12 protein-coding genes are annotated in these 14,687 nt (G+C 32.0%); 5 read left to right on the top strand and 7 right to left on the bottom strand.

Annotation, left to right across the window (positions count from 1 at the left end):
• Position 1 precedes the first annotated feature (1 nt).
• Complete coding sequence (locus CLOCL_RS23740) at positions 2–289, bottom strand: sporulation peptidase YabG (RefSeq protein WP_420805118.1); 288 nt, start codon at positions 287–289, stop codon at positions 2–4.
• Between the two features lie 307 nt (positions 290–596).
• Between CLOCL_RS23740 and CLOCL_RS00145 the strand changes: the two genes are divergently transcribed.
• Complete coding sequence (locus tag CLOCL_RS00145) at positions 597–2,267, top strand: formate--tetrahydrofolate ligase (protein ID WP_014253425.1); 1,671 nt, start codon at positions 597–599, stop codon at positions 2,265–2,267.
• Positions 2,268–2,502: 235 nt separating this feature from the next.
• Here the strand turns inward: CLOCL_RS00145 and CLOCL_RS00140 are convergent, their stop codons facing one another.
• A complete protein-coding gene (locus CLOCL_RS00140) occupies positions 2,503–3,489 on the bottom strand; it encodes a CotS family spore coat protein (protein ID WP_014253424.1) in 987 nt (328 codons plus the stop codon).
• A 198-nt stretch (positions 3,490–3,687) separates the two neighbouring features.
• Positions 3,688–3,954, bottom strand: coding sequence for a hypothetical protein (locus CLOCL_RS00135; RefSeq protein WP_014253423.1), 267 nt, complete (start codon positions 3,952–3,954; stop codon positions 3,688–3,690).
• A gap of 420 nt (positions 3,955–4,374) precedes the next feature.
• Between CLOCL_RS00135 and CLOCL_RS00130 the strand changes: the two genes are divergently transcribed.
• The 3 genes from CLOCL_RS00130 (at position 4,375) to CLOCL_RS00120 (ending at position 6,556) form a co-directional block, all read left to right on the top strand.
• The gene (locus CLOCL_RS00130) at positions 4,375–5,094 is read left to right on the top strand and encodes a helix-turn-helix domain-containing protein (protein ID WP_014253422.1); all 720 of its coding nucleotides are present in this window, start codon (positions 4,375–4,377) and stop codon (positions 5,092–5,094) included.
• A gap of 163 nt (positions 5,095–5,257) precedes the next feature.
• Complete coding sequence (locus CLOCL_RS00125) at positions 5,258–6,145, top strand: hypothetical protein (protein WP_245532822.1); 888 nt, start codon at positions 5,258–5,260, stop codon at positions 6,143–6,145.
• A gap of 282 nt (positions 6,146–6,427) precedes the next feature.
• Positions 6,428–6,556: a cyclic lactone autoinducer peptide gene (locus CLOCL_RS00120; RefSeq protein WP_014253420.1), complete on the top strand. Its 129-nt coding sequence runs from the start codon at positions 6,428–6,430 to the stop codon at positions 6,554–6,556.
• Between the two features lie 116 nt (positions 6,557–6,672).
• On the opposite strand, the gene nifJ is transcribed toward CLOCL_RS00120, so the two are convergent.
• The 3 genes from nifJ to CLOCL_RS00105 form a co-directional block, all read right to left on the bottom strand.
• Positions 6,673–10,221: a pyruvate:ferredoxin (flavodoxin) oxidoreductase gene (gene nifJ, locus CLOCL_RS00115; protein ID WP_014253419.1), complete on the bottom strand. Its 3,549-nt coding sequence runs from the start codon at positions 10,219–10,221 to the stop codon at positions 6,673–6,675.
• A gap of 429 nt (positions 10,222–10,650) precedes the next feature.
• Complete coding sequence (locus CLOCL_RS00110) at positions 10,651–10,923, bottom strand: pro-sigmaK processing inhibitor BofA family protein (RefSeq protein ID WP_014253418.1); 273 nt, start codon at positions 10,921–10,923, stop codon at positions 10,651–10,653.
• Between the two features lie 322 nt (positions 10,924–11,245).
• On the bottom strand, positions 11,246–11,569 hold the full coding sequence (locus CLOCL_RS00105) for a DUF2508 family protein (RefSeq protein WP_014253417.1): 324 nt from the start codon (positions 11,567–11,569) through the stop codon (positions 11,246–11,248).
• Positions 11,570–12,026: 457 nt separating this feature from the next.
• Here CLOCL_RS00105 and CLOCL_RS00100 point away from each other — a divergent pair, with 457 nt between their 5' ends.
• On the top strand, positions 12,027–13,757 hold the full coding sequence (locus tag CLOCL_RS00100; protein ID WP_014253416.1) for a VanW family protein: 1,731 nt from the start codon (positions 12,027–12,029) through the stop codon (positions 13,755–13,757).
• 207 nt (positions 13,758–13,964) lie between these two features.
• Here the strand turns inward: CLOCL_RS00100 and CLOCL_RS00095 are convergent, their stop codons facing one another.
• Positions 13,965–14,471: a hypothetical protein gene (locus CLOCL_RS00095; protein ID WP_014253415.1), complete on the bottom strand. Its 507-nt coding sequence runs from the start codon at positions 14,469–14,471 to the stop codon at positions 13,965–13,967.
• Positions 14,472–14,687 lie beyond the last annotated feature (216 nt).

The following is a 14,687-nucleotide window of genomic DNA, read 5'->3' as shown; positions in this document are numbered from 1 at the left end:
TTTAGGTCACGATAGAATTTTTTTTTTGCATATATCCATATCTTGAAGGTTGCAGACTCCTCATTTTTATATTGATTTTGTTGTTTATCTTATCATTGTATTCTCTTACATAAGATTCCGGCTGTACAATAAGATCCGATTCGGGTGCATCTGCTTCAAGTCTGTAACAAATTCCTCTTAGAACAACTGTTTCTTTTCCATTCTCCTTTTTAATGTCGACAACTTTAAAAAGTATATCTGAATTATATGATTTTCTGCCTACTATATCTCCAATTTTTAATTTACTCATAAAACTTCCTCTCCTATAACAATCATTCTACTATACATAATATGAAAATTTACATATTATGTGATTTTAGTAAATCAGGATATTTTAAAACTACCAACTGAATTAATTTAGTTGCAGAAATCCGTCAGATACTTATTCAATTTACCATTCTGCGAAATGGAAACAGTTTCATAAGCTCATATAAAAATATAACTATTGAAAATAGCAATTATTAAAAGTTATAATGAATTAGAAACACTAGTAACTCGAAAATTATGCTGGCTAGTCATCGATACCGTCAATTAGCTATAAATAGGAGGTAATGTAATTGTTAACAGATATTCAAATAGCCCAGTCGTGCAAGATGCTTCCGATTGTTGAAATTGCGAAAAAACTTGACATTTCCGAAGACGAACTGGAATTATACGGAAAGTATAAAGCTAAATTGTCCAATGAACTTTGGGAAAGAATTAAAGATAAAAAAGACGGGAAACTGGTTTTGGTAACAGCAATAAATCCCACTCCTGCAGGAGAAGGTAAAACTACGACCACAGTAGGATTGGGGCAGGCCATGTCAAAGATAGGTAAAAAAGCAATAATCGCATTGAGGGAACCGTCATTAGGTCCTGTTATGGGTATTAAAGGTGGAGCAGCAGGCGGGGGCTATTCACAAGTCGTTCCTATGGAAGATATTAACCTCCATTTCACTGGAGATATGCATGCAATAACAGCAGCTAACAATTTGCTGTCCGCAGCTATAGATAATCACATCCACCAGGGAAACAGTTTAAATATAGATGTGCGTCAAATAGTATGGAAAAGAGCCATGGATATGAATGACCGTGCTCTAAGAAACATTGTTGTCGGTCTTGGCGGAAAAGCCAACGGTATTCCCAGAGAGGACGGTTTTTTAATTACTGTGGCTTCTGAGATAATGGCTATACTGTGTCTTTCTATGAATCTTATGGACCTAAAGGAACGTCTTGGAAAAATAATTATCGGCTATGATTACGATGGCAATCCGGTTACAGCCAAAGATTTAAAAGTCAATGGTGCCATGGCACTTCTTCTTAAAGATGCTATAAAACCGAATATTGTTCAAACCCTTGAAAATACACCGGTAATTATGCATGGAGGACCGTTTGCCAATATAGCTCATGGCTGTAACAGTATAATGGCTACAAAAATAGCATTGAAACTTGCAGATTACTGTATAACAGAAGCAGGTTTCGGAGCAGATTTGGGCGCAGAGAAGTTCTTTAACATCAAATGCAGAATGGCAGGCTTAAAACCCGATGCCGTTGTTCTTGTTGCAACAATAAGAGCTTTAAAGTACAATGGCGGTGTGAAAAAAGAAGACCTAGGAGTGGAAAATCTTCATGCTTTGAAATCGGGTATTGTCAATCTCGAAAAACACATTGAAAACATTAAAAAGTTTGGACTGCCGGTAATAGTAGCTATAAATCATTTTGAAAGTGACACCGATGAAGAAATTGAATTTGTCAAAAACTTCTGCAAAAACATGAATGTTGATGTAGCTTTCTCCGATGTATTCTCAAAAGGCGGAGAAGGCGGTAAGGAACTTGCTGAAAAACTTGTTGAACTTTTAGATACTGCTGTATCAAACTTTAAACCCCTTTATGATATAAACTTGCCAATTAAAGAAAAAATAGAAATCATCGCAAAAGAAATCTATGGTGCAAAGTCGGTTATATATTCATCAAAGGTAGACAAAACGATTAAGAAAATTGAAAGTATGGGGCTGGATAAACTCCCAATATGTATGGCCAAAACCCAATATTCTCTCTCTGATAACCCATCATTGCTGGGAAGACCGGAAGGCTTTGAAATAACCGTTAAAGAGTTAAAAATTTCTGCAGGTGCCGGATTTATTGTTGCATTAACCGGTGATATAATGACTATGCCCGGATTACCTAAAGTTCCTGCAGCTGAAAAAATAGATATTGATTCATCGGGTGTTATACAAGGCCTGTTTTAATAAAATCATTTAACGCATTTATATAAATTGCTCAAGAACATTTAAATATAATTTATTGCACCTTTACTATCTTCTTTACTAATTTAGTATGAAATAAATAGTGATATTCTTGTATAAATTGAACGCGCAAACCTGATATAAATTCCTTTGCGCGTTCAATACATTATTGTTATCTATAGAACTGCAATTATTATCAATTTTCAAAACAAATAAATCATAACAGAATTCTTCTTTGTCAATACAAATAATCATATGTATCAATAAACTTCTTATGATATTTTATCTCGTCTATAACTTCTTTGAACTTTCTTTCAAAAGTTCTGTCCCGCCAGCTTCTTCTGCTGTTATAATACTTATTTACCACTCTCCAAAACTTTTGCGGAAATTGGAGCATTATTTTCATTACAAAAAATTCATCCTCCGATATTGGCTCTACTGATCTATAGGCATCAATAATAACTTTTGCTTCTTTTATATCCCAGTTGCATTTTCTCATTTTACGCCTTAACAGGTTGGCCAGGTCATATACCTTTAATTCAAAACAGCAGGAATTAAAGTTTATTATCGATGTTTCTTTATCACCTATAATTATATTACTGTGAGTATAGTCATGGTGACAAAACAGCCTTTCTTCCCGCGTTTTTTCAACCAATTCTTTGTACTTCGATTTTTTTATTAAATTTATAGCTTCTTCTCCCAAACTATAAAAGTAATCGATATATTGTAAAATCAGATAGTCAAGATTTCCTTTTTCCTTCTGTGCTATTCTTTTTGCTCGCTTAATCTCTTCAAGCCTTTTAAAAAACTGGGCGGGAAGCTTTCCCAAATCATCTTTAATTAGGCTTTTCTCTGGCGGAATATACCCCCTTGAGGAATTATGCAGTTGTGCAAGAGCAACAGAAGCTTTTATTACATCCTCCCTTTCCCCAAAATCACATTCCCTTCCTTGTATCAACTCGGTTACAGCATAATAGCTGCCATTGATATTTACATATGGAAGTCCTTTTTTATTACAAATGAATCTATCAATATTGCAAAAATTATTTCTAAATAAATGTTCTTTTGCACCATGGATAAACAAAATCCTCTCTTGAGAGAAATTTAGCTTTCTTAAAACTTTTTTTCCGGCTGAAGTATCGATAATAAAAAAATCTTTAAAGGGAATAACGTTTTTAACCGTAAAATCATATTCTTGGGATATTTCTTTTTGCAGATCACTCATTGCAATTTGACCTCCATTTTATTGGTACAGCCCATTTATCTAAATATATGCATATAAATTAGCTACTAGAATTTATTTCTTAAATTTGTCAATGCACAAAATAAAAATATAAAAACCTTGATTCAGGTTTGTTTATCCTTTATCAAGGTTTATAATAAATTATGTTTTTTTATTTATACGGTAAATATAAATTATTATTTATCTTACCTCTTTATTTACATATGGCAGACAGTAACTTTTTATCAGACTATTGATTAAAAAAAGTCTCTTTATTCTATATGAAAATTCTTTTTCAAAATCTAAATTACTGATTTCTGATTTCAAAAAATTTTTTAAAAATTCAAATTTCACATCGGCGAGTAAAGAATAGGTTTCTCCATTAATTTTACCGCTCAATAAATTTCCCTGGCATATTTCAATAAATTTGACCAATTCGCTAAGAAGCTTTTTCTTCGCATGCATCATTACTAATTACTCACCCCTAATATAGTTTTTATATAAAACTAATTTATATATAATTAAATTTTTTATATAATCGTACATTGAATTTATATTTAAAAAATTGTCAGATTAAATACAAAACCAATTTTTGAATTATTATATATTTTCAACTTACTTAATAATACTATATTTACTAAAAATAACATAATAAGTTTAAAAAAATATTATACTTACCGGATAATAGTTTAGCTTACACATATCTCTATGTCAATATATGGCTACAAAATTAATATATTACCCGGCAATAATTTATCAATTTTTCCATTCAATTAGCCTATTTCAAATACCTCAAGTATTAAAAAAAATTTTTTATTATTTTTCTTTACATTTGGTGTAAAAAATTATATATTATTGTAAGAAAAAACAGGCACTAAAGGTGATTCAGTGAGCGACTTAGCAAAACTTTTCCGGGAAATAAGGTTAAGTAAGAATTGGTCAATAAGACAAGCAGCAAAAAATATGGGCATTAGTTATTCATATTTAAGCATATTGGAAAAAGGCAAAGATCCAAGAACCGGCAAAGACTCAAACCCCAAGCCGGAAATGCTGAAAATAATATCGAAGGCTTACAACTACCCCTATGAAGAACTTATGAAAAAAGCCGGTTATTTAAACGATGATAATAGCCTTACAAAAAAATTTGATATGCATATTTTTGCAAATAATCTTAAGCTGGTAATGGGTAGTATGAGCATCGAAGAGCTGTCAAAGGATATATATGAAAAAACGGGATATCAGATAGAACCTAGTCAAATTAAAGGTTATATTAACGGAGAAATACAGCCATTTCCCGGCACACTGAATATTCTAAGCAAATACGCACAAGTAAGCACTGATTTCTGGCTAATTCATAATACTGAAGAAACTCTAAAAAAAGAAAAAGAAGCCTATAGAAAAAACTTACTAAAATCAGTTCATGAACAGTTAAATAATGAATATATAAAATTTTCACTTTTACCCGATGATGTGAAAAAGTTTGTTCTTGAAAAAGAAAATCTGGTATACATAAAAGCAGCAATGGATGCCAAAATAAAGGGAATTAGTACAAATACCCTAAACAGCCTTATAGAAACAATAGCAAATGAAATTAAAGCTATAAAATAAAACTTTTTATATTTTCGTATATAAATAATTTTTCTTTTGTCAATAGTTATGGACCTATATAATATAAATCAGTTTTTAAGTTTTAAATCAATCAAAATATATTATATTAATAATTTAATAATAAACATGGATTTAAAATCAATTTGCTTTATGAAACAAATGCATGGAAATAAATTATATAATTACTAAATATAAGGATGTGTTAATTATGAATAATTCTTATTTAGGATTTTTATTGATCAGTCTTCCTGAGGCATTTTTAATTGGAATATTAAGCATCCTATCGGTTGGAAAGTTTTCTTTTTTTAGTGAAAACAAAAAAAATATAATAAGGATTTTAATATATGCTATAATCTCTGCAGCATTATCTTTATATTTTCATAATAGAGTATCTGGTGAAGAAAGTTTATTGGTATATATATTAATTACACCTTTGCTTTTTATATTCTTATTAAAACTCAAACTTTATGAATCAATTATTGCTTCAATATTTGGACTTGCCTTACAAGTAATAACGGAAGTATTGTGGCTTTCCTTTGCGCAACCGTTTATTGCAAGCAATATTGACTTTATATATTCAAATACAATCCTTTTATTTTTACTTTCTCTGCCAACACGTATGCTTCAGCTTGCATTAATAATTTTGTCATACAAATTCCGCATTAAGATAATTGATTTCGAAAGAAAGGATGTCAAAAAAAAGGAATATTATATACAAATTATTGTCTATGTTTTGTCAGTAAGTACATTAGTTTTTTTAGCTTTTCTATTAACTAAAATGGTAATTTTCGGTGATCCGAATGAAGTCCTATCCATAGATGGTTCTTTAATTAGAATTAACATATATTTGATTTTGTTTGTAATCATCATATTAACTTTAGCTGTAAAAAATACCACCGACTATTACAAAAATAAAAATAAACTGAACACTAACGAATTTTTGCAGAACATAACGTATATCTCCAACCTCATAAACGAAGAAAATATAACAGAGGCAAAAGATGCAATAGAAAGACTCAAGACACATTTGATAATAAATAAGAATTACTAGTGCTCGCAAAAACTTAAGCCACAGCTCCGGCAAAAGTTTTACAATTATATCTTCATATATATATCCGGAATACTATTTATATTAAAAAACAATTTATACAGAAATATATGAATTTATTTCAATACCCAAAAAGAAGAATTAATTTCGTCTACAGAAGATACAAAATTTTTTTAAAAATTTAGATTTATGTTTATTTGAACTTCATTATAGTATTTAGAAAATTAATGCATCATAAATATATCAAAAGATATAGAAAATTATAATTAGGGGGGTACAATTGAAATGAAAAAATTTTTTGAAGCAGTTGCAGCTATTCTGACTACACTCGCTCTTTTTTCTGCAAGCACAGCATCTTGGGTATTTTTTTACCAACCCGTTGCACCAAAATCAATTCACAGACTTATCGGCTAAATATATAATTTACGTATTAGTATTGACCAAAATAAATTTTTCACAGCAAAAATTAAATAATTAATTAAGAAAAAAAACCGCACTATAATTGCTAGTGCGGTTTTTTATTTCTATTGTCAATTATTATAGAGTTCTGACAGTTTTACTAAACGCTCATAACGCTCTTTAGCAGCTTTTTCGGACTCTTTAAACAGCTTTTCGGCACGTTCCGGGAACGCACGAGCCAGACGTGCAAAACGTGTTTCACTGCTTAAGAATTCCTGATAGCTTCCATCACCAGGTTTAGAAGATATAGTAAGAGGATTCTTACCTTCAGCTTTAAGAGCAGGATTGTAGGAGAAGAGATTCCAGTAACCGGATGCAACTGCTTTTTTCATTTCATCCTGGCAATGTCTCATTCCACCTTTTACTCCATGAAGTTCACAAGGAGCATATGCAATAATTAACGAAGGTCCGTTATAGGCTTCAGCTTCTGCAATAACCTTTATAGCTTGAGCCGGGTTAGCACCAAGAGCAATTTGTGCAACATATACATATCCATAACTCATAGCTATTTCAGCAAGATTCTTTTTCGCAGTTTCTTTTCCTGAAGCAGCAAACTGACAAACTTCTCCTAAAGTTGAAGCTTTAGATGTCTGTCCACCTGTATTTGAATACATTTCTGTATCAAATACCATTATGTTTACATTTTCACCGGTAGCAATAACATGGTCAAGACCACCGAATCCTATATCATAAGCCCATCCGTCACCACCAAAGATCCATACGGATTTCTTTGCAAGGAACTGCTTTTTATCAAGAACTTCTTTAGAAAGTTCACATCCTGCATTAGCAGCTTTTTCAAGCTCAGCAACCAATGCTTTGGTTGCAGGTGCATTTTCTTTTGTATTATCCTTAGTTTCCATGAATTTGGCAATAGCTGCCTTCAATTCTTCAGATGCTTTATCTGAAGCTGCTATCTTTTCAAGTTTTGCAATTGCCTGTTCACGAATAACTTTTTGTCCTAAATACATACCGAATCCATGCTCTGCATTATCTTCAAACAGTGAGTTAGCCCAGGCAGGACCCATCTTGGAGTCTTTATTTACTGTATACGGACTGGCTGCAGCAGGACCTCCCCAGATGGAAGAACAACCTGTCGCATTGGATATATACATTTGCTCACCAAACAACTGGGTAACCAAACGCGCATAAGACGTTTCGGCACATCCTGCACAACTTCCCGAGAACTCAAGAAGCGGCTGGTTGAACTGGGAACCTTTAACCGTAGTTTCAGCAGGTACTCCAGGTTTCTTGCTAACATTTGCAACCAAATAATCAAATACAGGCTGCTCATGAAGTTGAGACTCTTGAGGTACCATCTTTATAGCATCCCTAGGACATACTGTAATACATTCTCCGCAGCCCATACAATCCATAGGAGATACACTCATTGTATATTTATATTCGCTGGCCTTAGGCTTGGTATCGGCAAGTTTGATATTTGAAGGAGCAGCTTTTATTTCTTCCTCACTTAACATAAACGGACGGATTGTCGCATGGGAACATACAAAGGCACAGCTGTTACACTGAATACATTTTTCCTGATCCCACTCGGGAACAGTTACAGCTATAGCACGTTTTTCATAAGCAGAAGCACCATGCTCAAACTCTCCGTCAGGATTATCCTTGAAGGCTGATACCGGAAGGCTGTCGCCATCCATTAATGCTATCGGATTCATAAGATTTTTAACCAATTTAACTGTTTCAGGACGACCTTTAAGTTCCGGAGCAGGAGCATCAGCTTCAGGGTTTGACCAGGAAGCAGGAACTTCTACTTTATGAAGTGCATTCACTCCGGCATCTATTGCCTTATAATTCATTTCAACAACAGCATCGCCTTTACTTCCGTATGATTTCTTCGCTGCTTCTTTCATATATTTTACGGCATCCTCAATAGGCATAATATTTGCCAGTTTGAAGAATGCAGATTGAAGAATTGTATTGGTACGTTTACCCATACCTATTTCAAGAGCTATATCAATAGCATTTATTGTATATAACTGAATATTGTTGTCTGCAATATATTTCTTGGTTTCAGCATTTAATTTGGTGGATAATTCTTCATCAGACCACTGGCAGTTGATAAGGAAAATTCCACCCGGCTTAACATCCTGAACCATTTTGAAGCCCTTTAATACATAGGACGGATTGTGACAGGCAACAAAATCAGCCTGATTTATATAATAAGGACTTCTAATGGGCTTATCACCGAATCTCAAATGAGAAATGGTAACTCCACCGGTTTTCTTTGAATCGTATTGGAAATATGCCTGAATATATTTATCTGTATGGTCACCGATGATCTTTGTGGAGTTTTTATTGGCACCAACAGTACCATCTCCGCCAAGACCCCAGAATTTACATTCTATTGTACCTGGTGCAGCTGTAATAGGTGCTGGTTTAACTTCCGGCAAACTCAAATGCGTAACATCGTCTACAATACCTATTGTAAAGCGTGGCTTAGGATTATCCTTCTTAAGCTCGGTGTAAACAGCAAATACCGATGATGGAGGAGTATCTTTTGATCCGAGTCCATAACGTCCGTTTACAACCACTACATCATTGAGACCTGCCTCACGGATTGTAGATGAAACATCTAAGTATAATGGTTCACCCAATGCACCCGGTTCTTTCGTACGGTCAAGAACTGCAATTTTCTTAACTGTCTTAGGAAGCACTTTTAAGAAACTGCTAGAAACCCAGGGACGGTACAAACGAACTTTAATAAGTCCAACTTTTTCTCCATGGGCATTTAGGTAATCTACAACTTCTTCAGTTACATCACAGAAAGATCCCATTGCAACAATAACACGGTCAGCATCGGGTGCTCCGTAATAGTTGAAGAGATCATAATTTGTTCCAATTTTCTTATTAACCATTGCCATGTATTTTTCAACAATAGCCGGCAATGTGTCATAATAAACGTTACATGCTTCACGATGCTGGAAGAATATATCTCCATTCTCATGGGATCCACGCATCTTCGGATTCTCAGGATTCAATGCACGGTCACGGAAAGCTTTTACAGCATCCATATTGCACATTTCTTTTAAATCAGCGTAATCCCATACTTCTATTTTTTGCATTTCATGGGATGTACGGAATCCGTCAAAGAAACTGATAAAAGGTATTCTTCCCTCTATTGATGCAAGATGTGCTACTGCACTTAAATCCATAACTTCCTGAGGATTTGACTCAGCCAACATAGCAAATCCTGTCTGGCGGCAAGCATAAACATCGCTGTGGTCACCAAAAATGTTCAAAGCATGTGTAGCAACAGTACGTGCCGATACGTGAAATACGCTCGGAAGCAATTCTCCAGCTATTTTATACATATTTGGAATCATTAAAAGCAGTCCCTGTGAAGCTGTAAATGTTGATGTTAAAGCACCGGCAGCAAGAGAACCGTGAACAGTTCCTGCAGCACCTGCTTCCGATTGAAGCTCAACAACTTTAACTTGATTACCGAAAATATTTTCTCTGCCAGCAGCGGACCATTGATCAACACAATCAGCCATTGGACTTGACGGTGTAATGGGGTAAATAGCAGCAACTTCTGTAAAAGCGTAAGCCACATGAGCAGCAGCTGTATTACCGTCCATTGATTGTTTAAGTCTTGACATTTTTCACTTCCCCCTTTTTATTATTAGAACTTCGTTTTTTCGCTTTTTACTTCCTTGTAGATACTGTATACATTACAATGTATACAAAGTACATTACAAGATAAACTCTTATCCTGCTTTGTACTATCTTATTTCTACATGAAAGTTGGAAGAAATGCTGGTATAAGATTAATAAAATCTTATAGGGCATAACTTTGAAGCATCAAAATTATAATGACACAACCCAAGCAATCTCTCTCGTTAAATTATAAACAAAGTTTTTTACTTATCTATTGTAACACTTTTTTTTAAAAAAACAAAGCCTAAATTTGTTGGAAACAAAAAGGTTTTATTTAATTATTTCTAAGTACTCATCTATAAAATAAAAAAACAAGAAGCCATACATTTTTGCATAGCTCCTTAAATTTTTTAGGAAAATATATTAATATTTTACGCTTTCAAAATATATTGCAGTGCTATTATCAAACAAATACCGGGTATCCCAAGTGTTCCTACAATAAAGGATGTGATAAAATTTAATGCAATACAAAAATTAAAAAAACTGCCTATCAGATTCAATACAAAAATTACTATACCTCCTAATATTGAGCTACCTATAAGTCTTGCAACTACTTTCATAGGTCCTGCAAATATTCTTCCAAGGAAAAACAGAAATATTATTCCTGCTATATACAAGAAAATAGTACTATACTCTATGTTCATAAATTATCACTTCACTCTCTGTTTATTTTCATTCGGAATAATATATAAAAATCAATATATATTTATAGTAATAACTACTATTAAAAATATATAAAAAATATAAAAAATTTATTACATAATGATAATTAACTGTATATATTTTAATTTTTTAAGGGATTTTTAAGGATATATTTGCATAATACTTATACTATAGCTATTTAAAAAGGATATTTCTCGCAAAGCATAATTTGTACAGTATTCAGAACAACCTTTAATAAATTTATACTTATGAGATTTAAACACATATATATTGGTTTATACTTTAAATCAATATATAACATATTTATTTTTTAGTTAATTTTGCATCATATTTTATTCCTTTCTCCTTTGCAATTCTTAATAGATACTCATATCTTGCTTCATAAGCTTTAATTTTATATGTAAAATAGTCAATCATTTCCTTGTCCACTGCATAATTAAAGTCTTCACTAGCTTCTATCCATTCCTTTTTAGCTTTTATTATGCTTTCTATAAGATTCTGGGTTTCAATTGCATCTTTTTCCGTGAACTCATTGCTTTTGATAATATTTAGAAAGTTAAAAACTCTCTGAAAAATATAGCTTTTATGTTCTTTCAATTTTTCCTGTTTTTGAATATTCAAATTCATAAAATCACCTTATACCTATAAATTTTGAACATTTCTTATTTCAATATATGTTTGTCGCAAAATATTGGTATAATAACTTTTAATTTACTAGAAAAAATATTTTCATTTTCACAATGTATTAATTCAAAGAGTTTTAAATATATACATATAATTAAAGTTAACTAAATGTTCTTTTTATAAGTATAAGCAAAAATTATACAATCTATACATATAATAGCAATTGAATTATTGATTTTCTTTTTACTTCTTTATGCATTTTATTGTTATATAAACTTAAGTTTACATTTTTACATAGAAAAATATATTGTTTTTTCCTTTTAATATTGAGATAATTATTATATACTGTAAAAAATTAAGCTAACTAATATAATTATTAGCTTTCAACGAACTTTTTATAAACATATACAGTCTAATATTTATTATAAATAAATCAAATTTATTAAAATGGAGTGTAGTTATGGCAAACCTTGAAATAGTAAAGAAAAACTTTAAAGAAAAACCGAAAAAAATATTTATACTTTTTACGTTAATGGTAATCTCATTATCGATTTTATCTTTTCTTATTTATTCTATTTCTACTTTGGCGTACAGCAAAACTTATAAGGGAATTTATATCAATAATTACAATGTCAGTAAAATGTCAAAAAACGATTTATATTCGTTTTTGACAGCTAATTTTTCTGAAAAAATTAATAATAACAAAATTATCCTGAAATATAAGGATAAAGTAAGAGAATTTACATTTTCAGAAATTGGTGTAAAGTACGACATAGAAAAGGCAATAGACGAAGTTATGAACACAGGTAGGCAAGGCAATATATTTAAGAGACTTATGGAAGTATCCCGCCTCAAAAAAAATGGTAAGATAATCGAAATGAACTATTCTTATGATAAAAATACTCTAAAAAAAATAATTGATGATTTCAATAATGAAACAATAAAACCTGTAAAAGAAGCAGATTTAGTTATAGAAGATTCAAAGGTCACATTACGTATAGGACATCCCGGTGAACAAATTGATACAGACAACATTTATAAAGCCATAGAGGAGTCAGTAAAGTCATGTACCGAATTAGAACATGATGTTCCTACAATAATAGTTCCTCCAAGCAGTATTAATGTTGATGAAATTTATAATAAAATCTGTGCTGAACCTGTTGATGCAAAAGCAAAATTAGATGATAACAAAAAAATTTCCATAGTTCCTCATTCCAGAGGAAGATCTATAGAGAAAGATGAATTGACGAATATTATAAAGCAAATTGAAAATCAATATGATACCGAAAAAGTACTTCCGGTGAAATTCATTGAACCTAAAATAACAACTTCTGTATTTGAAGCTAATTTATTTAGAGATGTTCTTTCAACGGCAAGTACAAGTTTTTCTACGAATACTGTTAATAATGCTAATAGAGCAGTAAATATGAAGCTGGCAACTTCAAAAATAGACGGAACAATATTATTGCCGGGTGATGTTTTTTCGTTCAATGAAGTCGTTGGTCCAAGAACAGCTGACAGAGGGTATTTGCCTGCGAATTCATATGTGGGAGGTAAAATAGTCAAAGATATAGGCGGAGGTATTTGCCAGGTATCTACAACTTTATACAATTCAACACTAAAAGCAGACTTAGAAACAGTATCCAGAAGCAATCATATGTTCACAGTATCTTACGTTCCTTTTGGGCTGGATGCAGCGGTAGATTATGCTTCTTCCGTCGATTTTAAGTTTAGAAATAACACCAATATGCCAATAAAAATTCAAGGAAAGGTTACCAGCGACAATCGTGTTGTATTTACAATCATAGGTACCAATGAAAACCCCAATAAAACAGTTGAATTCACTACTGTTCAGGTAAGCTCAACACCTGCTCCCGTTAAGTATATTTATGATTCCAATCTTCCGGAGGGACAAAAAGTAGTTGTTGACAATGGAATGACAGGATACGTAATTGATACTTACAAGATTGTTAAGATAAATGGAGAGGTGCAGAGTAAAACAAAAATTCACAGAAGTACCTATAAAACTCTGGACAAAACTATTAAAGTAGGTACGAAAAAAGTTCCTAAAGCAACTTCCTCTGCATCTGCTACACCGGGCGAAGCAGCATCGCCTAACGATAATACTGTAAATTCTCATTCGGATGGAGTTATTGATTCACAACCTATTGATATTGCCGATGTAGTATAATTATTAAACTTTTTATAAAAAGGCTTCCTTTATAGCAGTAATACTGTAAAGGAAGCCTTTGAGTTTTTCCTGTCTCTTTGATTTTCAAAGTATAAAAAATTGTTTATATTCCCATTTGCAAACTCAATTTATATTTAACGATTGAGAATTTTAAACTTGATAAAAATAATATTTTTTACAAGTCTTTCCTGAAGTTTTATAAGAATGCTAATAGCTATCTACACTTACTGCTCCATTATTTTTTAATATTGAACTAATGAAGGAAACTTTATCATCGTCTGCTTTCATGCTAAAAAGAATTTTTCCAGCTTTTATATCAGTTTCGTATTGACGACTTTTACTTTCCGGAATTCCAAGGTCAACAAGACCTCCAACTATACCTCCTGTTACCGCTCCTGATAATAATCCTGCAATTGGACCCGCTGCAGCAATTATTCCCAATCCGGGAATTACCATGCTTCCAGCACCAATCAACAATCCCGCAAGTCCTCCAAGTATGCCTCCTGATATTACTCCATCAGATATATTGTCATTAATACCTTTTGGACTTGTACTCATATTTAATCCTGTTGTTCCATTTGTATCCCTATTATCTTCCCTATCTTTTACAATAATAGAAATATCATCTGTCCTAAGTCCTTTTTCTTTTATTTGTCTTGCGGCATTTTCAGCATGGGAATAATCATCAAAAATAGCTACAACTGTTCTTGACATTTTTTATCCTCCTTAAAATTAGGTATATTAAAGCAAAATGAAATAACCAATAAATTTGTTTGGCAAATCTCAAAGCAATGTTATTTTAAGTTGAAATCCTTTTATTTTGGGCTTCAAAACAACATCACAATTGTATACTTCAGATTTATAAGGCAAACCTTTGAAATAGCAATTATAAGCTTATTTGAAATAACATTAACAAAATTTAAAGTGTTA

The sequence above is a fragment of the Acetivibrio clariflavus DSM 19732 genome, assembly GCF_000237085.1.
GTDB classification, from domain to species: Bacteria; Bacillota; Clostridia; order Acetivibrionales; family Acetivibrionaceae; genus Acetivibrio; species Acetivibrio clariflavus.
Note: the sequence above shows the minus strand (reverse complement) of the source record. Positions and strands in the feature narration are given on the sequence as shown.